Source organism: uncultured Winogradskyella sp., from assembly GCF_947496485.1.
Lineage (GTDB): Bacteria > Bacteroidota > Bacteroidia > Flavobacteriales > Flavobacteriaceae > Winogradskyella.
The window spans coordinates 73,777-98,164 of the sequence record NZ_CANMCZ010000004.1; the positions used below are offsets into that span (position 1 = coordinate 73,777).

The 24,388-nt window shown below is 33.1% G+C and carries 14 protein-coding genes; 4 read left to right on the forward strand and 10 right to left on the reverse strand.

Annotated features, from left to right (window positions below):
* Positions 1–13 precede the first annotated feature (13 nt).
* Entirely contained in the window at positions 14–946 is a 933-nt protein-coding gene (locus Q0822_RS13045) for a PorP/SprF family type IX secretion system membrane protein (RefSeq protein WP_299124370.1), read from the reverse strand.
* 4 nt (positions 947–950) lie between these two features.
* Positions 951–8,639, reverse strand: coding sequence for a BspA family leucine-rich repeat surface protein (locus Q0822_RS13050; protein ID WP_299124372.1), 7,689 nt, complete (start codon positions 8,637–8,639; stop codon positions 951–953).
* A gap of 508 nt (positions 8,640–9,147) precedes the next feature.
* On the opposite strand from Q0822_RS13050, the gene Q0822_RS13055 reads away from it, so the two are divergent.
* From Q0822_RS13055 to Q0822_RS13065, 3 genes are all read left to right on the forward strand, one after another.
* Positions 9,148–9,777 carry an NAD(P)H-dependent oxidoreductase gene (locus tag Q0822_RS13055; RefSeq protein WP_299124373.1) on the forward strand — a complete coding sequence of 210 codons (630 nt, stop codon included), beginning with the start codon at positions 9,148–9,150 and terminating at the stop codon, positions 9,775–9,777.
* A gap of 73 nt (positions 9,778–9,850) precedes the next feature.
* A complete protein-coding gene (locus tag Q0822_RS13060; protein ID WP_299124374.1) occupies positions 9,851–11,053 on the forward strand; it encodes a DegT/DnrJ/EryC1/StrS family aminotransferase in 1,203 nt (400 codons plus the stop codon).
* A gap of 79 nt (positions 11,054–11,132) precedes the next feature.
* The gene (locus tag Q0822_RS13065) at positions 11,133–12,689 is read left to right on the forward strand and encodes a family 16 glycosylhydrolase (RefSeq protein WP_299124375.1); all 1,557 of its coding nucleotides are present in this window, start codon (positions 11,133–11,135) and stop codon (positions 12,687–12,689) included.
* On the opposite strand, the gene ribB is transcribed toward Q0822_RS13065, so the two are convergent.
* From ribB to tpx, 7 genes are all read right to left on the reverse strand, one after another.
* Complete coding sequence (gene ribB, locus Q0822_RS13070) at positions 12,686–13,834, reverse strand: 3,4-dihydroxy-2-butanone-4-phosphate synthase (RefSeq protein ID WP_299124376.1); 1,149 nt, start codon at positions 13,832–13,834, stop codon at positions 12,686–12,688. The two genes, Q0822_RS13065 and ribB, sit on opposite strands and share 4 nt — an antisense overlap.
* A 27-nt stretch (positions 13,835–13,861) precedes the next feature.
* Positions 13,862–15,856: an LptF/LptG family permease gene (locus Q0822_RS13075; protein ID WP_366125110.1), complete on the reverse strand. Its 1,995-nt coding sequence runs from the start codon at positions 15,854–15,856 to the stop codon at positions 13,862–13,864.
* A gap of 92 nt (positions 15,857–15,948) precedes the next feature.
* Positions 15,949–16,590 carry an outer membrane lipoprotein carrier protein LolA gene (locus Q0822_RS13080; RefSeq protein WP_299124377.1) on the reverse strand — a complete coding sequence of 214 codons (642 nt, stop codon included), beginning with the start codon at positions 16,588–16,590 and terminating at the stop codon, positions 15,949–15,951.
* Between the two features lie 22 nt (positions 16,591–16,612).
* The gene (locus Q0822_RS13085; RefSeq protein ID WP_299124379.1) at positions 16,613–19,030 is read right to left on the reverse strand and encodes a DNA translocase FtsK; all 2,418 of its coding nucleotides are present in this window, start codon (positions 19,028–19,030) and stop codon (positions 16,613–16,615) included.
* Between the two features lie 36 nt (positions 19,031–19,066).
* Positions 19,067–19,837, reverse strand: a complete 771-nt coding sequence (locus Q0822_RS13090) for a M15 family metallopeptidase (protein WP_299124381.1) — start codon at positions 19,835–19,837, stop codon at positions 19,067–19,069.
* Positions 19,838–19,915: 78 nt separating this feature from the next.
* On the reverse strand, positions 19,916–20,284 hold the full coding sequence (locus tag Q0822_RS13095) for a diacylglycerol kinase family protein (protein ID WP_299124383.1): 369 nt from the start codon (positions 20,282–20,284) through the stop codon (positions 19,916–19,918).
* Between the two features lie 6 nt (positions 20,285–20,290).
* Positions 20,291–20,791 (reverse strand): thiol peroxidase, encoded by a 501-nt coding sequence (gene tpx, locus Q0822_RS13100; RefSeq protein WP_299124386.1) that lies wholly within the window; start codon positions 20,789–20,791, stop codon positions 20,291–20,293.
* A 355-nt stretch (positions 20,792–21,146) separates the two neighbouring features.
* On the opposite strand from tpx, the gene Q0822_RS13105 reads away from it, so the two are divergent.
* Positions 21,147–21,839 (forward strand): hypothetical protein, encoded by a 693-nt coding sequence (locus Q0822_RS13105; protein ID WP_299124388.1) that lies wholly within the window; start codon positions 21,147–21,149, stop codon positions 21,837–21,839.
* A 68-nt stretch (positions 21,840–21,907) separates the two neighbouring features.
* Here Q0822_RS13105 and pheT read toward each other — a convergent pair whose 3' ends face one another.
* Positions 21,908–24,334, reverse strand: a complete 2,427-nt coding sequence (gene pheT, locus Q0822_RS13110; protein ID WP_299124390.1) for a phenylalanine--tRNA ligase subunit beta — start codon at positions 24,332–24,334, stop codon at positions 21,908–21,910.
* Positions 24,335–24,388 lie beyond the last annotated feature (54 nt).

Below are 24,388 nucleotides of genomic sequence, written 5' to 3' on the forward strand. Positions count from 1 at the left end.
CTAAAATTGATGTTTAATTATTACTATATCCTTTTTTTGACTGATAACTTAAGATAAGACCATGTGTATTTCCAATGGGAGAATTATTTGTTGCGAGATTATAATTATAAATAACTCGAAAATTATTAAACAGATATATACCTGCTAATAGGTTATAAGAGTTACTGGTTCTATAACCAGCCCCGAGTTCAAATTTGTTTCTAAAACTTACAGTAACATTAATGTCTGCCTGTAATGGGGCACCATTTTCATACTTTAATAATACGTTTGGTTTAATCATTAAATTTTCAAAACGATTGTTGTAAAAACGATATCCAAAATAACCATAATAGGTATTTGTAATATTAAAACTCTTATCGGAAACGAGAGCATCGCCTATAACATTTGGTGAAGAAAAACCAACATAGAAGGCGTTGTGATTAAACAAAAAACCAAAACCAATGGTTGGTACTGTTGCATTAATATCTTCGGCAAAAACTTCGTCATTGATAATACCTAGTTCAGTTAAGTTGTCTTGATATTGTTGCACACCAGCTGTAATACCAAAAGAAAGTACACCAGGATGGTAGTTCTGCCAATAAGGACGGTCGCTATCAAAATCAAAATATATCTTATAGGCATATGCAGCAAAAAAGCTAGTGGAAGTCGTAACTCCAATTTGATCTCTAATGATACCAGCACCAAGGCCTATTTTTCTTCGATTAACGGAGCCATGTCCGCTTAAAGCAAAATTTTGAGGACTGCCTTCAAATTGGTTAAAGTAGCCCGAATTACTTATAGAAAACTCAGTACTTGGTGTGCCACCAGCATAAGCAGGGTTTATTAAAAACGGATTGTAATTATACTCTGAAAATAAAGGTGTTTGCTGAGCAAAAACAGTATTTAGTAAAGACATTACTAATCCAATGATTACAGTTGTAGCTGTTATTTTTTTTCTAAAATTCATCTCTTTATCTTTTAATAACAACGTAACCTTTTAAGGTTTTAAAATTATGTTCGCCACTAATTGAAAACTGAAAAAAGTAAGTACCATCTGGTAGTTTGCCAGCACCCATTTTGGTTTTTCTATTTGCTATACCTCTAAAGACATTAGACGTATTATTATAATCATTAATCTCAAAGACTAAATCTCCCCATCTATTATAAATAGTTACCGTATTTTGAGGATGATCTTCTATCCCTTCAATATTCCAAAAATCGTTTACACCATCTCCATTAGGAGAGAAGCCATACTTTACATCATTCTTTGGCACTAAAAGGCTAGTAAATGTACCTTCTGAACAGTTTTCAGCATCTCCATTTATATTGTATGCAATAATAGTAATGTAATAGGTGGTTATACTTTCTAAATCATCGTCAAAACTATATGATGTTGTGAGTCCAACGTCTAAATTATCTATAATGTCTGTTCCACCTGATGATGTACCTACAGATAATAAGTAACCATCTGCGTTTAAAATGGATTCCCAACTTAAGGTGGTTTCTACTGCTACATCTGTTTCCCCATCAAAAGGGCTAATAAGATTAGTACAAAGTGGAGTTTTTACCATATCAAAACTTTCTGAAATACATCCTGCGGCTTCAACAGTTCCATTGATAGGGATAATCGTTACAGCAACTACTTCATTGTTTAAGAATGGATTGGTAAAGTTGTAGAACGTATCTGTTGTTTCAAAATCACTAATATTATTATTCACAGTACCAGTTATGGTAACTTTATAGGAAGTGGCGTTAGCTACTGAATTCCATGTGATTTGATTTAGAATAGTTTCAATATCTATAGCACCATCCATTGGGCTAGTAAGATTGGTACAGCCAGGTGTTTCAGCAATAATTGTAAAACTTTCTGAAGAACAATTAACAGCCTCAACAGTTCCATTAATAGGAATGATAGTAACGTTTACAACCTCTTCATTTATAAACGGATTAGTAAAATTGTAGAAGGTGTCATTAGTTTCAAAATCAGTTACGTTGTTATCCGCTGTTCCTGTGATAGTAACTTTATATGAAGTAGCATTTGTTGCTGTACTCCAAGTGATTTGATTTAGTGTGGTAGTGACGTCAATAGCACCATCTAAAGGACTTGCAAGGTTAGTACAACTTGGTGTTTCGGCAATTATAGTAAAACTCTCTGAAGCACAACCTGCAGCCTCAACAGTTCCGTTTACAGGAATGATAGTTACAGTTACAACTTCATTATTCAAAAATGGATTAGTAAAATTGTAAAAAGAATCTGTTGTTTCAAAATCGATAATATCATTATTCATAGTACCAGTGATGGTAACTTTATACAAAGTAGCATCAGTTACTGAATTCCATGTTATAATGTTCAGAGCAGTTGTAATATTAACAGCGCCATCTAAAGGACTCATTAGATTGGTACAGCTTGGCGTTTCAGCAATAATGGTAAAACTTTCAGAAGAACAATTAACAGCCTCAACAGTTCCATTAACAGGAATAATAGTTATAGTTACAACCTCATCATTTAAAAAAGGATTAGCAAAATTGTAGAAGGTATCTGATGTTTCAAAATCGGTAACATTGTTATTTGCAGTTCCTGTAATAGTGACCTTATATGAAGTGGCATTTGTTGCTGCATTCCAAGTGATTTGGTTTAAATCTATCGCAATATCTGTAGCTCCATCTAAAGGACTAGTAAGATTTGTACAACCTGGTGTTTCGGCAATAATAGTAAAACTCTCCGAAACACAATTTACAGCTTCTACAGTGCCATCAATAGGAATAATAGTTACATTAACCACTTCGCTATTTAAAAATGGATTTGTAAAGTCATAGAATGTATCTGATGTTTCAAAATCGGTAATATTATTATTTGCAGTACCAGTGATAGTGACTTTGTAACTTGTAGCATTAGTTACAGCATTCCAAGTCATTTGATTTAAATCTACTGCAACACCTATATCAGTATCTATTGGACTAAGAAGGTTAGTACAGTTTGGTGTTTCAGCAATAATTGTAAAACTTTCTGAAGAACAATTAAAAGCCTCAACAGTTCCGTTAACAGGAATAATAGTTATAGTTACAACTTCATCATTTAAAAACGGATTAGTAAAATTGTAGAAGGTGTCCGTTGTTTCAAAATTCGTAATGTTGTTGTTCGCAGTTCCTGTAATAGCAACCTTATATGAAGTAGCATTTGTTGCCGCATTCCAAGTGATTTGATTTAAGTCTATAGCAACATCTGTAGATCCATTTAAAGGATTGGCAAGGGTTGTACAGCTTGGTACTACAGGAATAATAGTAAAACTTTCAATACTACAACCTGTTGCATTTTCAGTTGCGTTAAATGGAATAATAGTAACAGTGACAACTTCTCCATTTAGAAACGGATTTGTGAAATCGTAGAATGTATCTGTGGTTTCAAAGTTGGTAATATTATTGTTGGCTGTTCCTGTAATTGTTATTCTATATGAAGTTGCATTTGTTGCTACGTTCCAAGTGATTTGGTTTAAATCTATAGCGACATCTATAGCTCCATCTATAGGACTTGTAAGATTAGTACAGACAGGACTTGTTGAAATAGGATCTTCAGTTCTGAAAGTTTCTTCAGTACAACCTGTTGCATCTCCAATTGCATTATAAGGAATTATTGTGACGTAATACGTTCTGCTATTTTGTAGGTCATTTGGGATATTATATGTTGTCATATTACCAACATCTATACTATTGGCTATTTCAATTCCACCACTTGTAGTACCTATACTGATTAAATAACCAGTTGCATCTGGTACTGTATCCCAAGTTATATCTGTATCTATTGCTACATCTATTGCATTATTAAGTGGATTACTTAAACTTGTGCATAAAGGTGCTCTAGGAATGGTTTGCGTTGTAAAACTTTCTGTAGCGCAACTATTAGCATCACCTTCATCATTATAAGGTGTAATTGTTACATCTATAACAGTTTCTTCAGGTAAATCAGTAGTAAATTCATACGTGTTAATATTACCTACATCTTCATTATTTACTAGTATTACACCTCCAGGATTTGTAACTACAGTTATTCTATAACCATTAGCATTAGTAATCGGTGACCAACTTAAATCAGTATCAACTTCAACTTCGGTATCACCATTTAATGGTAATGTAAGATTTGTACAATCTGGAATGGTTGCAGGATCTGTTGATATTGTAAAACTTTCTTCCGCACATGGTCCTATAGCTTCTCCATTATCATTAAAAGGAATGATTGTTACAAAAACAGTTTCTCCACCAGCGAAATCAGTTGGAAATTCATATGAAGTGACATCGCCTAAAGTTTCATTGATGACTGTACCACTTGGCTGTATTGTTATTTCTAAACGAAAACCATTAGCAAATAGCACATCTTCCCAAGTCAAATTTGTATTTACAGGCACATCTGTTGCTCCGTTTAATGGTAAAATTAATTGTGTACATTCTGGGATAGGACAGTCTAAAACATCTCCAACGATATTCCAACCATAATTAGTTATAATATCTTGTCTTTCTTGTAATGCATCACAGTAGAGTAGTGTGGAAGCACCGAGAGTTAGTCCTGGTGTTAAGGTAAGATCTGACCATGCTATTAAAGTGGCATCGTAATTTTCTCTAGATAAGCCAGAACGATCTAACATATTGGTTGCATTAGTAACATTACTTATGTCCCAATCCACTAAATTTTGATTAAATGCACTTGCATCTCTAAACATACTTCGCATAGTTACAGTGCCAATATTCCAAGCATCCATAGATTGATTATATGATGTAGCATCTCTAAACATATTCTCCATATTCTCAACTCCTGTGACACGCCAATTATTTAAGGTCTGATTAAAAGATGTTGCTCCATAGAACATATTTTCCATGGTTAGTACTTGACGCACATTCCAGCTATTTATAGCGCTATCAAATGAAGTCGCATCTTGAAACATACCTTCCATGGTCGTTACAGAGGCAACATTCCATGATTCCATGGCTTGGTTATAAGTTGTTGCTTGCATAAACATTTCTTCCATGGTAGTTACGAAAGACACATCCCAATTATCTATGTCTTGATTAAATGTGGTAGCTCCTTTAAACATCGCTTCCATTGTAAGTACTTCGCCAGTATCCCAGTTATTTAAGGGCTGATTAAAGTCTGTCGCATCTTCAAACATGGACATCATATTGGTGACAGAAGCGACATTCCAACTATTTATTGGATTGTCGAAAAGAGAGGCTCCTTTAAACATAGCATCTGTAAGTGTTACAGAACTTACATCCCAAGCATTTAATGGTTGATTAAAACTTGTTGCATCTTCAAACATAGAAGACATAGTAGCAACTGCACTCACATCCCAATTGTCTATAGGTTGATTAAAAATAGCTGCACCTTCGAACATAGAACTCATATTCACTACAGAGTTGACATCCCACTGATTTAAAGGTTCGTTAAATGCGGTGGCATTCTCAAACATACTAGCAGTTGTTAAGACGTTTGTAACATTCCAGCTATTAATATTTTGATTGAATGACGAAGCATTTCTAAACATGCTAGACATATTAGTGACTGATGATACATCCCAAAGATTTAATGATTGATTGAATGAAGTTGCACCAGAAAACATTGAGCTCATAGTTATAACGTTACTAACATTCCAAGCATTAATTGGTTGATTAAAATCAGTTGCACTTGCAAACATTTGGCTCATGTTAAGTACATTATCAACATCCCATAATGCTATTGGTTGATTGAAAGTACTCGCAGATCTGAACATACTTTCCATGTTTGTAACATTGCTAACATTCCAACTACTTATATCATTATTATAAGCAGTGGCAGACTCAAACATATCTTCCATTGTTTCAACGCTGCTAACATTCCAATTGTTTAAAGATTGATTATAAACAGTTGCACGCTTAAACATACTTTCCATAGTAGTTACGTTGCCAACATTCCAATTATTTATGGTTTGGTTAAATGCTTTTGCATCTTCAAACATTCTACTCATGGTAGTTACATTTGATGTATTCCAGTTATCAATATTTTGATCAAATTCGTCTGTTCTAAAGAACATCAAAGACATATTGGTTACATTACTAACATCCCAATTATTTAAGGGTTGGTTGAATATACTGGCTACGCCAAAAGTTGCGAACATGTTAGTGACATTACTGACGTCCCAATTATTTATATTGCCATTAAAATTTTGACAGACGATAAACATTCTGCTCATATCAGTTACAATCGAGAGGTTAGGTATATCTGTTGCATTATATTCCATGTTATCACAACCTGCAAATGCTCCTTGCATAGATTCCCAAATTTGAGTTCCCCATTGGTCTATACTTATGAGTTTAAAAGCATCACTATTAAATTCTTCATGTCTTGGTGCAGGAAAATCACCGATTATACTGACCGTATAAACACCTGGGATTAAGTATGTATGAGTGAGCTCTCCTGTAACATTATTGTTATATTGTCCATCTCCCCAATCAATGGAATAATTGTAAGTTATACCCGAATTCGCTTGAATTTTCAATTGATTTGGAGGTGTAGTTTGATTACTTTCTTGAAGTTGTGTATCGTACGTTAACTTGAATGCTTCAGGACTGTTTACCCAACTTTCAACAGTTTTAAAATAGGTTTCCTCACAACCAACAGCTGGCCCTTCGTCATTGTAAGGAATTACAGTAACAAATACGTTATCACCAGAAAGAAATTCATTTGTAAAGGTTACGCTTACTACATTACCAACGTCTTCATTATCAAATATGATTTGTAATATGTTACCCATATCATCTTCTCTGCGTATACTAACTAAATAACCTGTCGCGTTAGGTGCAGGATTCCATATGATATTAGAATTGGCAGGCACATTTAAGTCACCATCGATAGGTGAAATTATATCAGTACATAATACGAAGGAACAATCAACACTATCACCAGTTATTGTCCAATTGTGGTCGTCAATGAGATCTTGTCTTTCATCTAGACTATCACAATAGGTTAGAGATATGGCACCTAAAGACACATTATTCTGAACACTTTGAGCTGACCAATCTATAAGTGTAATATCATAGTTTTCTAGTGATAAGTCAGAATTGCTTAGCATATTAGTCATGTTTGTTACACTTGTAATATCCCAAGAACCAAGACTTTGATTAAAAACTGAAGCTCCATTAAATGCATTAGACATATTTGTGACGTTGCTCACATTCCAATTTTCTAGCGGTTGGTTAAATTGTGGAGTATTAGAGAATATATTTTGAATGTTTGTAAGCGCATTAGTAGTCCAATTATTTAATGGTTGATTAAATTGTTCTGCACTACTAAACATACTTGCCATATTATCCACTTGGGCAACGTTCCAATTATCTAAAGGTTGATCGAAATCAGGAGTTAGATTGAACATAGAAGACATGTTAGTTACATTGGTAACATTCCAATTACCAATGGGTTGATTAAAATCACATCTTCTGAACATGGTACTCATATCAGTAACATTGCCTGTATTCCATAGGTTTAGTGGCTGATTGAAGTCAGTACCGCCAAATATGCCATCAAACATACCTCGCATACTGGTTACGTTACTTACATCCCAACTATTTATTGGTTGATTAAATAATCTAGCTCTCTCAAACATGAGAATCATTGAAGTGACATTACTTACATTCCAATTGGCTAGTGGTTGATTAAATACACTAGCCTCTTTAAACATATAGTCCATAAGCGTTACACTACCAACATTCCATGCTTCAATTGGTTGATTAAATGCATTTGCATCCTCAAACATACCTGTCATGTCAGTAACATTACTTACATCCCAATTATCTAATGGTTGATTAAACACTCGTGCGTCTTCAAACATCTCGTGCATCGTTGTAACGTTAGCTACATTCCAAGAGTTTAAGGGTGAATTGTATTGAGATGTTCCTCTAAACATGCGAAACATTGTAGTCACTTGATTGACGCTCCAATTGTCTATATTTTGATTGAAAGAGGAAGCCTCGTTAAACATTCCAGACATATCAGTTACAGAAGAAGTATTCCAGCTGTCTAGAGGCTCATTAAAATTTCCTGCATCAAAAAATGTTTCAGACATATCTGTAACAGAGCTGACATTCCAATTATCTAATGGTCTATTAAATATACCAGCATCAGCGAACATACCCGATATATTAGTTATGGTACTCGTATTCCAATTATTGACAATACCATTAAAAGAAATACAATCCCTAAACATATTTTGTAAACTTGTTACCTGCGATAAATCTGGTGAGGAAATGGCATCAAAATTTAAGTTTCTACAACCATAAAAGGAGTTCTCCATACTTAGCCATTGAATATTTCCCCAATCGAGGATTTCTTCAATCTTTAGTCGATCGCCAGTATCATTAAAATATATTTGAGGAAAAGTTCCTGATATATTTATGGTGTAACTACCTATAGATGCATATGTATGAGTGATATTGCCAGTAACGTTAGTATCTGTATTACCATCTCCCCAATCCACTGTGTAGTTGTATGTAAAAGTTGGGTTAGTTGGAATTTCAATTTGGTTATCTAGAGTGGAATTGTTTTCTATGTTAGCGGTGTTCCATATAGCACTAAAATCCTGAGAAAAAATATTAATGGTAAACAGTAATGCTAGTATAAATGTAAATTTTCTATTCATATTGCTAATGGATTCTAATTAAGATATGATCAAGTCTATGGGATCTATGAAAATCACACTACATCGACAAACATACAAAAAAATAGGTTAAACGGTAATTATTTGTATTAATAATAGTCGTTTTATTGTTTGTTTCTTTGACAGAAAAGTAAAAGATAGTTTCAGTCTTATAATATTTAGACCATCTTTTAATCATTTGCCTCAGTACTTATATTACATTCCAATCTTAATTTCTTTACACCTTTTTAATATTAGTAATGACATATATTTTTCAAGATTTACATTAAAGTTGCAAGATTGCTTTATTAGATTGAGAATTGTATACACTATTATTTTTATGACTATTTATTATTAAGTTTTACTTTACAAATTTAGTATTGAACATTATTCTATAATACCCTGAAAACCGTTAAATTTTAATTTATCCATGCTCTTGAAATTAATAATTCGCTTTAAGTTGTAAAATCAAACAACCCATAATTGCGTATTTTTACAAAAAATAAAATCAATGTCTATAATAGAAAAATTAAAATGGCGTTATGCCACCAAAAAATTTGATAATACTAGATCACTTTCTGAAGAAAAACTTACCATTTTAAAAGAAGCCTTTAACCTAACTGCACTGTCTTATGGTTTACAAACTTTAAAACTTGTTGTTGTTGAAAATAAAGAGCTTAGAGAAAATTTGGTAGAATTGTCTTATGGTCAACGTCAAGTTGCAGATGCTTCGCATTTACTGGTATTATGTATTCAGACTGAAATAGATGAAGAAGATGTCAATAAGCATTTTGAAACAATTAAGACAATAAGAAATACTCCAGATACCATTTTAGAACCGTTTAAAGCACAAATGAAATCTACAATTAATGGTATGCCAGTTGACAAGAAGATAGGTTGGGCGAGTAAGCAAGCTTATATTGCATTGGGAAATTTAATGACAGTTTGCGCTGTTGAAGGCATTGATAGTTGTCCTATGGAAGGTTTTATTCCAGATCAGATAGATAGAGCCTTGAATTTAGAAAAACATGGTCTAGCGTCTGTTTTGATGTTTCCTGTTGGTTACAGAGCGGATGATGATATGTTTGCTGACTTTAAGAAAGTAAGAAAGCCGTTGTCTGAAACCATCATAGAATTGTAAATATTTTATTAAAAAAAAATCTCAAAACTTATATTTGTTTGAGTAAATTCAACTTTTAATTGTAATAAAATTTATGCCAGGATTCGAATTATTTAGTGACCTAGAACGAAAGGAAGTCAATGATGTTTTAGACAACGGAGTTTTAATGCGTTATGGCTTTGATGGTATGCGCAAAGGCCACTGGAAAGCTAAAGAATTAGAATCTGAACTCGAAAAAACATTTGGTTCTAGTCATGTGCAATTAGTCTCTAGTGGTACTGCTGCTGTATCTGTTGCATTAGCATCTGCAGGTGTTGGCGCAGGTGATGAGGTTATTATGCCAACATTTACTTTTGTAGCGAGTTTTGAAGCTATTATGATGTTGGGTGCCATCCCTGTTTTAGTGGATATTGATGATACATTAACATTAGATCCTAAAGCGGTTGAAGCTGCTGTGACTTCAAAAACCAAAGCAGTTATGGTTGTGCAAATGTGTGGAAGTATGGCAGATATGGATGCTTTAAGACAAGTTTGTAATATCCATAAATTAATTTTTGTTGAAGATGCTTGCCAGGCCATAGGCGGAACTTATAAAGGAAAATCATTAGGAAGTATAGCAGATATTGGCTGTTTTTCTTTCGATTTTGTAAAAACCATTACTTGTGGAGAAGGTGGAGCAGTGGTTACCAATAACAACGACTATTATATTAATGCAGATCATTACAGTGATCATGGACATGATCATATTGGTAATGATAGAGGTGCAGAAACACATCCGTTTTTAGGCTATAATTTTAGGATTTCTGAGTTACATGCAGCAGTAGGTTTAGCACAAATAAGACGATTACCAGAGTTTATTGCTATACAAAAGAAGAATTATACAATACTTAGAGAAGCACTATCTCAAATTCCTGAAGTTATATTTAGAACAGTGCCACAAGGAGGCGAGGAGAGCTATGCGTTTCTAAATTTCTTTCTGCCAGATGCTGAATCTGCTCAAAAAGTGTCAGGGGCATTTAAAGAAAATGGAATTGATGTGTGCTGGAATTATTACCAAAATAATTGGCATTATATTAGAAAATGGAATCATTTAAAAGAATTGAAATCTTTATTTCCAATTTCTAAAGAAGTAAAAGAAGGTTTGAAATATCTACAGACCAAAACCTTTGAACAATCAGATCATTATATTGCTCGAAACATATCTTGCTTAATAAAATTATCTTGGACTGAAGATGAAGTTAGAGCTCGTGCTGATAAGATGGTAGAATGCATCACAAAAATTATCTCGAAGCGATAATTTTGTGCATGTATTGCTCGCGTATAGGTTAAAAATTAGTTTACACTTATAATTATTTATAGTTTTATAAAAAAAAGTTATGAAGTTAAATTACATTTTAACCAAACTGTGCTTATTATTTTGCTTCTTATCATTGGCACAACAAATGCCTATTGACTTTTCTGAAGGAACAGATAATTTTTTACCTTTTGGCAATAGCAGTTTTTCATTTAGCACTGATCCAGAAAACTCTAGTAATGATGTTGGTGAGTTTTTTAATGATGGTTCTGAACCATGGCAAGGTTTTTACTTGGATTTAAATCAGCCCATAGATTTAAGTGTAGAACAAATTATTACATTATCTTTTTATCAATTCGACTCTAATGCTCACAACATTATGATAAAACTAGAAAGCGGAATAAATGCAGATGTAGAAGTTGTTCAAAGCAATTCTGGTTCTGGCTGGACAGAAAATATAAGCTTTAATTTTGCTAATGCTACGTTTAGTGGTACCTCTACATCTGTTAATGCAACAGGAAGCTATAACAGATTAACCATTTTTATTGATGGTGGTGTTGCAACTTCTGGCACTTATTTAATTGATAATATAGATGATGGCACAGAACCAACAGATCCACATGCTTTAGATATTGTTTATTCTGATTTAGTCTGGTCAGATGAGTTTAATACAAATGGCCCAATAGATACCAATAATTGGTTCCATCAAACTCAATTACCTGCAGGAGGAAGTTGGTTTAATGGCGAGGAGCAACATTATACTAATCGTATAGAAAATTCATTTGTTGATGGTGAGTTTTTGAATATTGTGGCAATAAAAGAATCTTTTACAGATCAAGGGGAAACCAAGCAATATACATCTGCACGACTGAACTCCAAATTTGCATTCACTTATGGTAGAGTAGATGTAAGGGCAAAATTACCATTTGGTGATGGAACTTGGCCGGCAATTTGGACTTTAGGAAAAAATATTACTGAGGCTGGTGCGTATTGGCAAACTCAAGGGTTTGGTACAACAGGTTGGCCAGCTTGTGGCGAGATAGATATTATGGAACATGGACTTGGAGCTACAAACCATGTAAGTAGTGCATTGCACACACCTTCTAGTTTCGGAAATACAATAAATTTTCAGTCTTATGTGTTAAATGATGTGGCCAATGAGTTTCATGTATATTCTATGAACTGGTCACCTAACCAGATTACATTTTTAATTGATGGCGTAGGTTTTTATACTTATAACCCTACAGTGAAAGATGACAACACCTGGCCATTTTATGAAGATCAGTATTTACTTTTAAATGTGGCTATGGGTGGTGTAGCTGGTGCAATAGATCCCAGTTTCACAGAGAGTAGTATGGTAATTGATTATGTTAGAGTCTATCAAAATACAGGTTTGAGTGTTGATGATGTATTTACTAATAAGTTAGATGTTTATCCTAATCCAACTTCGAATGTCATCAATGTTATTTCTGAAGAAAATATAGATAGTGTTGAATTGTTTAATTCTTTGGGACAATTGGTAATTAATAAAAGCCAAGAAACCAAGCAACTCGATATTGAAAATTTAAACTCTGGAGTTTATATTTTGAAGATATATTCAGGAGATTTTTCTACAACAAGACGAGTAATAATAAACTAGTAGTTTACATACTCAACAATCTCTAAACCATAACCAATCATACCCACACGTTTAGTTTGTAAGGCATTAGACATAAGCTTAAGTTTACTAACTTTAAGGTCATGTAAAATTTGTGCTCCAATTCCAAAATCCTTAGAATCCATTGGTATTCTAGGTGCTTTAGTTAGTTTACCTTCGATTTGACTTTCTTTTAGTATTGAGAGTCGAGATAGTAAGTTCATAGATTCTGCCTGCTGATTAATAAAGATAATAGCACCTTTATTCTCAGAATTAATAGCATTGAACATATCATCAAGCTTCTGGTCCGCATTGTTTGTTAAAGTACCTAAGATATCATTATTTACCAAGCTCGAGTTTACACGAGTAAGCACAGGTTCATCTGATTTCCAATTGCCTTTAGTAAGAGCAATATGTATTTGATTATTTGTTGTTTGTAAGTATGCTCTAAGTCTGAATTTACCAAAACGAGTTTCTATCTCAAAATCTTCTTTCTTTTCAATTAGCGAATCGTACTCCATACGATAAGCCACTAAATCTTCAATAGATACTATTTTTAAGTTAAACTTTTTAGCTACTTCTATGAGTTGTGGTAAGCGTGCCATTGTACCATCTTCATTCATTATCTCAACGATAACACCTGCAGGTTCAAAACCAGCTAAACGCGCAAAATCTATTGCAGCTTCGGTATGTCCTGTTCTCCTTAAAACACCACCTTCCTTTGCTACCAAAGGAAAAATATGTCCAGGTCTCGCCAATTCAAATGGCTTAGTATCTTTTTTAACTAAGGCTTGTACTGTCTTTGCTCTATCACTTGCAGATATACCTGTACTTACACCATTTCCTCTTAAATCTACGGAAACTGTAAATGCCGTTTCCATAGGATCTGTATTATTTCTAACCATCATGTTGAGTTCTAAATCTTCACAACGATGTTCTGTTAGTGGTGCACAAATTAAACCACGACCATGCGTTGCCATAAAGTTTATCATCTCTGGTGTTACCTTATCTGCAGCTGCTAAGAAGTCTCCTTCATTTTCTCTGTTTTCGTCATCAACTACAATAATAACTTTGCCTTGTCTAATATCTTCGATGGCTTCTTCAATTGTATTTAAGCTTGTTTTAGTATTCACAGTATTGGTTATCATAGTACTAAGTTATAGTACAAAGGTACGTTATTTTAAATTTTTGCGAGAGACGAGTGCCTCATCAATTTGTTTTTTCTGAATGTAGTAAAATATAAAATATAGAGGTAATCCTAATAATATATAGAGAAGTGCATTGATACTTTTCGGTTTGCCCAAATGTTTATATAAATCTGAATGTTTGGAGAAAGATTTTATAAGTGAAAAAATAAAAATCACGAAAATAACTATACCAATAATAAAAAGTGTATTACCTAAAGTAGGGAACTTATTGTTTTCAAATATTCTTCCAGCCACAGAAAGTATTGTAGAAATTATGTAGGTAATAAGCGCAAGCTTAGAATCTTCTTCGTATGTGTTTTTTAAGCGAAGTGCTTCTTCATAATTTTCATTTGTTAGGTTACCTGTAAGCTTCAGTTCTTGTTTGGTAATACCTCTAGAATCTAAAATTGAAATAGCAGAGTTTTTATATTCAATCTTAAAATCTGAAGGGTTATAATTTTTTATAATACTTTTTAATTTGTCGTTATCATAATTTAATAGGGTCTTATATTCATTCGAATTTGTATCGAACTCAAGATCGCTAATTGAAACTTCTTTCTTCTTTATTCTAAATAGTTTTTTTAATGGTTCTAAAATGCTATCAATTTCGAAACCTCCTTTATCATTTGTAGCTCTAGAGGTTAAATAGATACTTAGAGGTAACATAACCGCCGTTGAAAGCCATGCACCAATAATTGGACTAAAACTTCCTTTTTCAGCACTGTTTTTTGCGAAAATGCCGAAGAAGTAATAGGTTAAAAACAATACTATGGCGATGACCATTGGTAAACCAAGTCCACCTTTTCTTATAAGTGCACCAAGAGGAGCGCCAACAAAAAATAGTATGATACATGCAAATGCTAAAACAAATTTATCGTGCAATACATGAATATGTTTGTTTAGTAAAATAGCCTTGCCTTGTGCTGTTTTTTTATTACTATCTAATATCTGTTTTGTACTGTTAGATGAATTTACGGCTAAATTTAAAATCTGAATTTTACTATTAATGGAAGTGAAAAGATCTAAAACATTACCGGTGTAGAGGGAGTCTTTTTCTGGCACTTGCATATTTAAATTTAATGCAGGATAATTAGTTCTATTATATAGTGTACTTGATAAAGTATTATAGTCTTCTGTTTTTTTATTATACAAGCTATCAATTGTATATTTAAGTTGCTTTACGTCTAACATGTTATATCTGTCACTGTAGCTTTTCTCATCTAAATCGTCAGAATTTAAAACCTCTAAATCTACATTGATAATGTATTTATCAAAATAACTTCTCGCATGCGGTTTATTAGTGTTTTTTCTTGAATCATTATTAACAATTTCTTGGTAGCGATTTCCATTAATCAATTCTAATTGCAGAACATTAGAATCTGGACTACTCTTTAATTCCCCTTTTTCAGCGACAATTACTGTATAGTTTCCACTACGTGTTTTGATTTTTTCATGGATGATAACATTATGAAGAAATTCACCATTATCACCACTTTTCTCTTCTACTTTAATATTTATGTTACCAATGTCATTAAATTGTCCTTCAGCTATGGCAAGAGCAGGCTTTTTCTTTGCGATATTTCGTCTTAGGTTATAAAAATTGTATTCTCCCCAAGGAATTACATTGTTGGCAAAGAAGAAACAACCAATACCAAGTGCAATAATAAATACACTTAGACTTCTCATAGCACGCTGCAACGAGATACCAGTAGATTTCATTGCTGCAAATTCATAGTTTTCGGCAAAGTTACCAAACACCATTATAGATGATAATAAAACAGTTAAGGGAACAACCAAAGGAATGAGCTTTGGCATGTAGTATAGAATAAATTTTGCAGTAACAGATATGTCTAGGTCTTTACCAGCAAGTTCAGCAATGTAGAGCCATACTCCTTGTAAAATAAAGATGAACATAAATATAATAAAGACGCTAAAAAACGTCCTTAAGAATGTGATAAGTATATACCTATCTAATATTTTCATGCACTAATTCTTATTTATCTCAATGGTTATATATAAATATCTATACATGTATCTCTCTAAGAGCGTTAATAAAATAGATGTTTAACTAAACCTTAATCGATTTTATTGATATAGTAATCACTGTACTTACCTTCGTCAAATGTAAATAAGGTTTTTGAGATAGGCTGGTCGGTTTTAAAAGAATTAACAGTTAATGTTGTTTTTGTTCCATTTTTACCAACTTCTATTAAATTATAAATATGATTAGTAGTTGCATCTATACCTAACAATACATGCTTAATTTCAGAATTAGTATCAATAGGGTTCAATTTTACGTACTGAATCTTTCTGCCTTTTACAGTTTGAACAATATCCATTTTGTATGTATAACCATCTTCATAAAACGATAACATTTTACTAGGAGTAATAGTGTTTTCGTCTTCTGAGTTATCTGAAGAAATAGTTACTTCTTCGTCTTCTGGACTTATAGTGTATAAAGTTTCTCCGTCAAAAATACGTGTAACGCCTAAGATATTTAGTTTATATTTTTCCCCTTCAATAACCACATCTCCACGCGTTTCTTGCGAGATATTTTCGCTAACATTGTTTAGTTCGTATTTAAAGTCTAAGCTAATGTTTTTATAGGCTTTAATTTTTGTGCTTACCTCATTTAGTAATGTTTCAGCTTTTGCATCACTTTGTGCAAATGTTGTAAGTCCTAATGCTACAAATGCTATTACAAATAATTTTTTCATCTTTATTAATTATATAATCTTATTAATTTTTTTCGTTTTCTAATAATTGATCTAAAGCTACTAAATCGGGCACTAATACTTGCCTGGCTTTGCTGCCTTCAAAAGAACCTACAATTCCTGCAGCTTCTAATTGGTCTATAATTCTACCAGCCCTGTTGTAGCCTAATTTCAACTTTCGTTGTAATAAAGAAGCCGAACCTTGTTGTGCAGTCACAATAATTTCTGCGGCATCTCTAAACAACTTATCTCTGTCTGATATATCTATATCAAGATTTGTGCCACCTTCCTCACCGACATATTCTGGTAATAAGTGAGCATCAGGATATGCTTTTTGGGAACCAATAAATTCAGTTACTTTTTCAACTTCTGGTGTATCCACAAATGCACATTGAATTCGGATTAAATCATTTCCTTGTGTATAGAGCATATCCCCTCGACCAATTAATTGATCTGCGCCAGAACCATCTAAAATAGTCCTTGAATCGATTTTACTCGTTACCCTAAATGCAATTCGCGCTGGGAAGTTAGCCTTTATAATACCTGTTATTACATTTACTGAAGGACGCTGTGTTGCAATTATTAAATGAATACCAATAGCACGAGCTAATTGTGCTAAACGTGCTATAGGTGTTTCTACTTCTTTACCAGCTGTCATTATTAAATCCGCAAACTCATCAACTACCAAAACGATGTATGGTAAAAATGCATGTCCATCATTTGGGTTTAATTTTCTGGCTTTAAATTTAGCATTGTATTCGGCAATATTTCTACAAAATGCGTTCTTAAGCATCTCATAACGATTATCCATTTCAATACAAAGCGAGTTTAAAGTATTTATCACTTTTGTATTATCTGTAATAATAGCATCTTCACTATCTGGTAACTTCGCCAAATAATGACGTTCAATTTTATTGAATAAAGTAAGTTCTACCTTTTTTGGATCTACTAATACAAACTTAACTTCTGCAGGATGTTTTTTGTATAATAAAGAGGTTAAAACTGCATTAAGTCCAACCGATTTACCTTGCCCAGTTGCACCAGCCATGAGTAAGTGAGGCATCTTTGCCAAATCCACAACAAATGTTTCGTTGCTAATGGTTTTACCAAAGGCAATTGGTAATTGCATTTCTGATTTTTGAAATTTCTGAGAAGCAATAACCGAACGCATCGATACAATAGTGGATTTTTTATTCGGTACCTCTATACCAATAGTTCCTTTACCTGGAATAGGTGCTATAATACGTATACCAAGTGCAGCAAGTGATAAGGCAATATCATCTTCTAAGTTTTTAATTTTTGAAATTCTAATACCTGCATCTGGTACAATTTCATAAAGCGTCACTGTAGGGCCTATAGTCGCTTTAATACTGCTAATACCTATTTTATAATTACTTAGCGTTTCAACGATTCTATTTTTATTTTCCTCAAGTTCTTCTTGATCTATCGAAATTCCTTCATTATCATATTTTTTTAATAAGTCTAAAGGTGGAAATTGATACTTTCCCAATTCGAGCGTTGGATCAAAAAGACCGAAATCTTCCACGAGTTTATCTGAAAGATTATCAGTTTCAGATTTTTCTTCTTCAACCGTTTCAACTTCCATTTCTAATTCTGGTGTATCAATGGTATCTTCTTTTGGTTTTTTAGCGACTTCCATTGTCAGCTTTTCATCCTTTGGTTCTGGTTTGGAGTAGTTACTGATAGTTGGCTCAGGTTTATCTAATGGGATTTCGAAAGCAGATTTTATAGCTTCAGCTTCTTCAGTTAAACTATTATCTATAATTACAGTAGATTCTGAATTGTTCGATTCTGAATTAAAGTCGTCTTTAATATTCCGTTTTGCACGCTTAAAAATATTTACAAATGTATCTCCAGTAACTTTAAATCGAATGGCTAAATAGGCAATGAGTCCAAAAAGCAATAATAGGGCAGTGCCAATTTTACCAATATAATCTTGAAAGAAGTGATTCATTTCAAAACCTATAGTTCCGCCGAGCATATCATATTTATGTGTAAAAAAACCAAACAAAATAGATAACCAAATAACAATTAGTGTTCCCCAAATCCAATGCTTACGTAATTTGGCTTTCTTCAAATTTAAAGTCACATATACACCGGAGAGGAATACTAAGCCAGAAAAAATAAAAGATGGAACACCAAAACCTTTGGTGATAAAGAATTCGCTCACCCATGCACCTAATTGATTTGCCCAATTTTTGTATTCTTGAGAACGTTCTGGAAATGTACTTAAAACACTTTGATCCTCTTTTCCGGTAAACACAAAAGATAAAAATGATATAAAAAGAAGCACACCAAGAATGATTAGCAAGCTACCAAAAACGAGTTTTTGTTGACTCGATAATTTATATGACCGCTTTTTAGCTTTAGCCTTTGGCTTTGCCTTGGTTGTAATTTTCTTTTTAGTTGTCTTTTTTGCCATTCTTACTTTCCGGTTTAATCGGAAATCTATTATTTATTAGTATTCTTTAGCCTTATTAGAAATACCATTTACATAGTGTTCTATAATGTTTAAGTTTTTTGCAAGTTCTGATCCTGTAAATCCATTAATATCATCATAACCGATGTTAGCATTATAAAACTCTATATAGGCACTAGCCAAGGGCAAATAAGACCAATGCCATTTTTCAAGATTATAACCAGTTCTTCCGTTTTCTTTTTCAGTATAAACTTGATAAAAACCATAATCGTTTGCGTTTGCATTCAGCCAATCGTAAATAGCTTTGCCTTTTCCGTTGCTAAAATACGAATTACTTAAACTATTTAGGTCTAAATCCGTTCCCCAATGATGACGAGAAGAGGTTGGCATAGAACTGTATTCTAGAATTTTCTGAGCACGCCCTAAAGGTTCAAGATTATTATACGCATTCCATTTACGTTCCCAAATGACCTTTTGTTCTTCATAATTTCGTGTGCCAGATAGGATATTTAATACGATGCCATCTTGTTTAGCTGCGTGAAACATTTTTAAAAAAGCACTATATACTTCTTTATTAAGATACAGGGTTTTTGCTGAGTGTTCTGAGTTTATTTTTATAAATGTAGTATCTGTTTTATATTCAAACTGCCCTAAAACAAAGGCTTTTGTGATAGTCTGATTAAGATTATCTATGGGTTTAATTGTATCTATTTGAGTGTGTGTAATTTCTGATGTATTGATTTTTTTAGCCTTCAAATTACAGCTTAGAACAATGAATACAATAGAAAATATAGCAAGAAAAGATTTCATTTTAAGTTTAAAGCTATTGCGAATTTTTAATTCAACAAAAATACAAATATGTAACGTTTATATTATTGCTTTTGGTATCTAAAGAATTTTAGGTAAATATATGATGCCTGCTATAATTACAGCTACAATTGAAGCAATGAAAACGGCTCCAGCTGCTACATCTTTTATTAATCCAATTTTTGGATGCTGATCTGGATGAATAAAGTCAGCAATGTATTCAATGGCAGTATTTACACCCTCAATACTCATTACCAAGCCAATCATAATAATTTGCACAAGCCATTCTGTTTTAGAAATTTCAAAATAAAAACCAGCAATAGTAACTACAATTGCAATACATAATTGAATTTTTATACTGGCTTCAGTTTTAATTAATATGAGCATTCCTTTAAAAGCATAGCCCACACTTTTTAATCTGTTAACTAAAAAAGAATCTTTTTTCTGCATAAAAAGTTATGCTAAGCTAGAAAGTGCACTCTCGTAATTAGGCTCATCTGCAATTTCTGAAACTTGCTCTGTGTGCAAAATAGTTCCGTCAGTATCTATAACGACTATGCAACGCGATAATAGAGTTTCAAAAGCTCCAGTTTTAAAGGTTAAACCATAATCATCACCAAATTTTCCGGTTTTGTAATCAGAAAGGCTTTCTACATTTTCTATTCCTTCTGCACCACAAAAACGAGCCATTGCAAATGGTAAATCTTTTGAGATACATAATACTTTAGTATTTTCTAATTGACTGGCTTTTTCATTAAATGTTCGTATTGATTGTGCACATGTGCCAGTATCTACACTAGGGAATATATTAAGAACCAATCTACTGCCTTTATAATCTGTTTTAGATTTGCTCGATAGATCAGTTGCTGTAAGTTTAAAATCTGGAGATTTGCTACCAACAGGTGGTAAGTTTCCTTTGGTTTCTACAGGTGTACCTCCTAATGTTACTTTTGCCATTTTATATAAGTTTTAGTGTGTTAAAAATAGCAACTTTTGTGTGTATTTCTATTAAATAAAGTATAATATTTGAAAATATTATGAGCTCATATTCAATCTTAATTGAAGTTGTCTTAATTATTTAATAATCAGTGTTTTAATTTTTTATAATTGAATTACTAGCACATTTAAACGAAGTTATATGTCGTTTAAGTAATTTATTGAGCTTAATAAAACAAATATTTTAACTTCGAACTCTCTAACTACTAGCTATAACTAAAACGTTTGGACAAAATCCCTATTTGTCTGTAATTAAACATTTTTTATGAATTTTAGAATACAAAAGTCTAAGGTTCTCCGCAATCTTTTTATTGCCGTGGGACTGTTAGCAATAGGGAATCTTTTTTCTGTCTATCTCATATTTAATTCTGCAGGAATGGAGAGTAAGGTGCCAAGACTTCTTATTAAGCTCTTCAATGTTAATTTAGAAGCTAATCTACCGACATATTTTTCATCTTTAATGTTACTAGCTAATGGAATTTTATTAGCAGTAATTGGTTATGGAAGTAAGGAGAAAAGTGGAAAATTTTGGTATTGGATTGGATTATCTGCTATTTTCGTTTTTTTGGCTTTAGATGAAATGATTCAAATCCATGAGCAGCTTCGTGCACCAATGGAGTCGCTCTTAGGAACTACCGGTATTTTATATTATGCTTGGTTTATTCCTTACATTATAATCGCTTTATTAATTGGTATTGCATATTTTAAATTTATGATGCAGTTACCTAAAAGGACATTAAAGCTGTTTATTGTTGCTGGCGTACTTTTTGTTTCTGGAGCCGTTGTGATGGAAGCCATAAGCGGTATGCATGCTGAAAAATATAGTGAGAGAACGCTTACTTATGCACTAATGTATAGTTTCGAAGAGTTTCTAGAAATGTCTGGAGCTGCATTATTCATGTACGCATTGATAGAATACATTACAATAGAGTTTAAAAATCTCAAATTAAAATTTAAGCCCAAAAAGGATAAAAGTAAAAAGAATAAGAATGCAATCCTTGAGGTTTAACTGCTAAAAAAATAATAAAAAAGGCTCATAAAATTTTATGAGTCTTTTTTATATGATATAACACTAAGCTATCGTAATTCAGCACCAAGCTTATTCTCGAAATTAGTCTGTAACTTAGACATAATCTTATCAATTTGCTTATCTGTTAATGTTTTGTTTTCGTCTTGAAGTGTAAAACTTACCGCATAACTCTTTTTGCCGGCTGGTAAATTTTTACCTTCATATACATCAAATAAATTCACATTTTTTAGCAATTGTTTTTCTGTTTGCTTTGCGATGGTATAAATGTCTTCAAAAGATACATTGTTGTCTAATAATAGTGCAAAGTCACGTCGTACTTCAGGATATTTAGAAATCTCGGTAAATTTAATTTTATTATGCTGAGCCATGTCTAAAACATTATCCCAATTAAAATCTGCAAACAATACATTTTGAGAAATTCCGAAATGCTTCAAGATGGGTTTTTTTACCAATCCAAAATCAACAAGTTGTTTCTTTCCAAGAGATAAGTTCATTCCTTCACTAAGAACGTCGTTCTTAGTTGGTGCTGATTTTAAACGGTTCAATCCTAAGCGCTGTAAGACGGTTTCTATAGTACCTTTTAAATAGAAAAAATCGCTTGGAGTTGTAATTGAATTCCAACGTTCCTCTGATTTATTTCCGGTTACAAAAACAGATAAATGTTTATGCTCTTCTCTAGTATCAGAATATTGATGATAGGTTTTTCCGAATTCAAATAACTTTAAATCTTCACGTTTTCTATTAATATTATGTGAAACCGCTTCTAATCCAGAAAATAATAGAGACTGACGCATCACTTCTAAATCATTACTAAGCGGATTTAGCATTTTTACGTTGTGGTCTTCGTTTAAATCTTCACTTAGCTCTACATATTTTGGTGAGGTTAGCGAATTTGCCAAAATCTCATAAAATCCTTGAGAAGCCAATTGGTTACCTATAATATTTTGTAGTTTATAATCTTCAAATCTGGATGAGTTAGAAATAGAAGCATTCAGCTTTTCAGTAGTGGCGATATTATTGTAGCCGTAAACTCTAAGTATTTCTTCAATAATATCAGCTTCGCGCTGTACATCATTTCTATATGCAGGAACCGTTAGTCCTAAACCAGCTTCAGTGACATTATTAACCTTAATTTCTAATGAGGAAAGGATACTTTTTATAGTCTCTTTCGGAATTTCTTCACCAATTAACTTTTTTGCATTTTCAAAACTTAGGCGAACTTCGAAATCCTTGATTTTATTTTGATAAGCATCAAAAATATCACTAGCAATCTCGCCACCTGCAATATCTGTTATTAAAAGTGCGGCACGTTTTAAGGCATATTCTGTAATGTTTGGATCTATTCCTCTTTCGAATCTAAAAGATGCATCTGTATTTAAAGCATGGCGCTTAGCCGTTTTACGGATACTTACAGGATCGAAATAAGCACTTTCTAAAAATATGTTAGATGTGCTTTCGGTAACACCAGAATCGATACCTCCAAAAACACCAGCGATACACATTGGTTTTTCTGCATCGCATATCATAAGGTCATCTTCGTGTAATTCGCGAATAACACCATCGAGTGTTGTAAATTTTGTACCAGATTTACACGTTTTAACTTCAATCTTATTACCAGAAATTTTATGTGCATCAAAAGCGTGGAGCGGCTGTCCCAACTCATGTAATACATAGTTGGTTGCATCGACTATGTTATTAATAGGAGATAGGCCAATAGCTTTTAAACGGTTTTGCAACCAACTTGGAGATGCCTCTACCTTAACTCCAGAAATCGTAACGCCACAATAGCGTGGTGCTTTTTCTATATTTTTTACATCTACATCGATCTTTAAGGAGCGTGCGTCTACATGATAAGAACTTACAGAAGGAGTAATTAACTCTAAAGCTATTTCTTGTTGTAATAAACCAGCTTTTAAATCGCGAGCCACTCCATAATGGCTCATAGCATCAGCTCGGTTAGGAGTTAAACCGATTTCAAAAACATCATCGTTTTCAATCTTAAAAACCAAGGATGCAGGTGAACCAACTTTTATTTTCTCATCGAGTACCATGATACCATCATGAGATTCTCCAAGACCTAGTTCGTCTTCGGCACAAATCATACCGTGACTTTCCTCACCACGAATCTTCCCTTTTTTTATCTTCCAAGCTTCACCTTCAGCTGTATATAACGTTGTTCCAATAGTCGCTACAGGTACCTTTTGTCCTGCAGCTACATTAGGTGCACCACAGACAATTTGTAAAGGGGTATCTGTACCAATATTTACAGTTGTAACTTTTAAGCGATCTGCATTTGGATGTTGCACACAAGTTAAAACTTCCCCAACAACAATACCCTCCAATCCGCCTTTTACGGATTCGTAGCGTTCTATACCCTCTATTTCTAAACCAAGATCGGTTAGTAATTCGCCAGTTTTCTCAGCGTCCCAATCTATCTTTATAAACTGCTTAAGCCAGTTGTATGATATCTTCATGTGTCAATTTAGTGAAGGTGCAAAGATAGTAATTCCGATAAGCTGATGAAACGG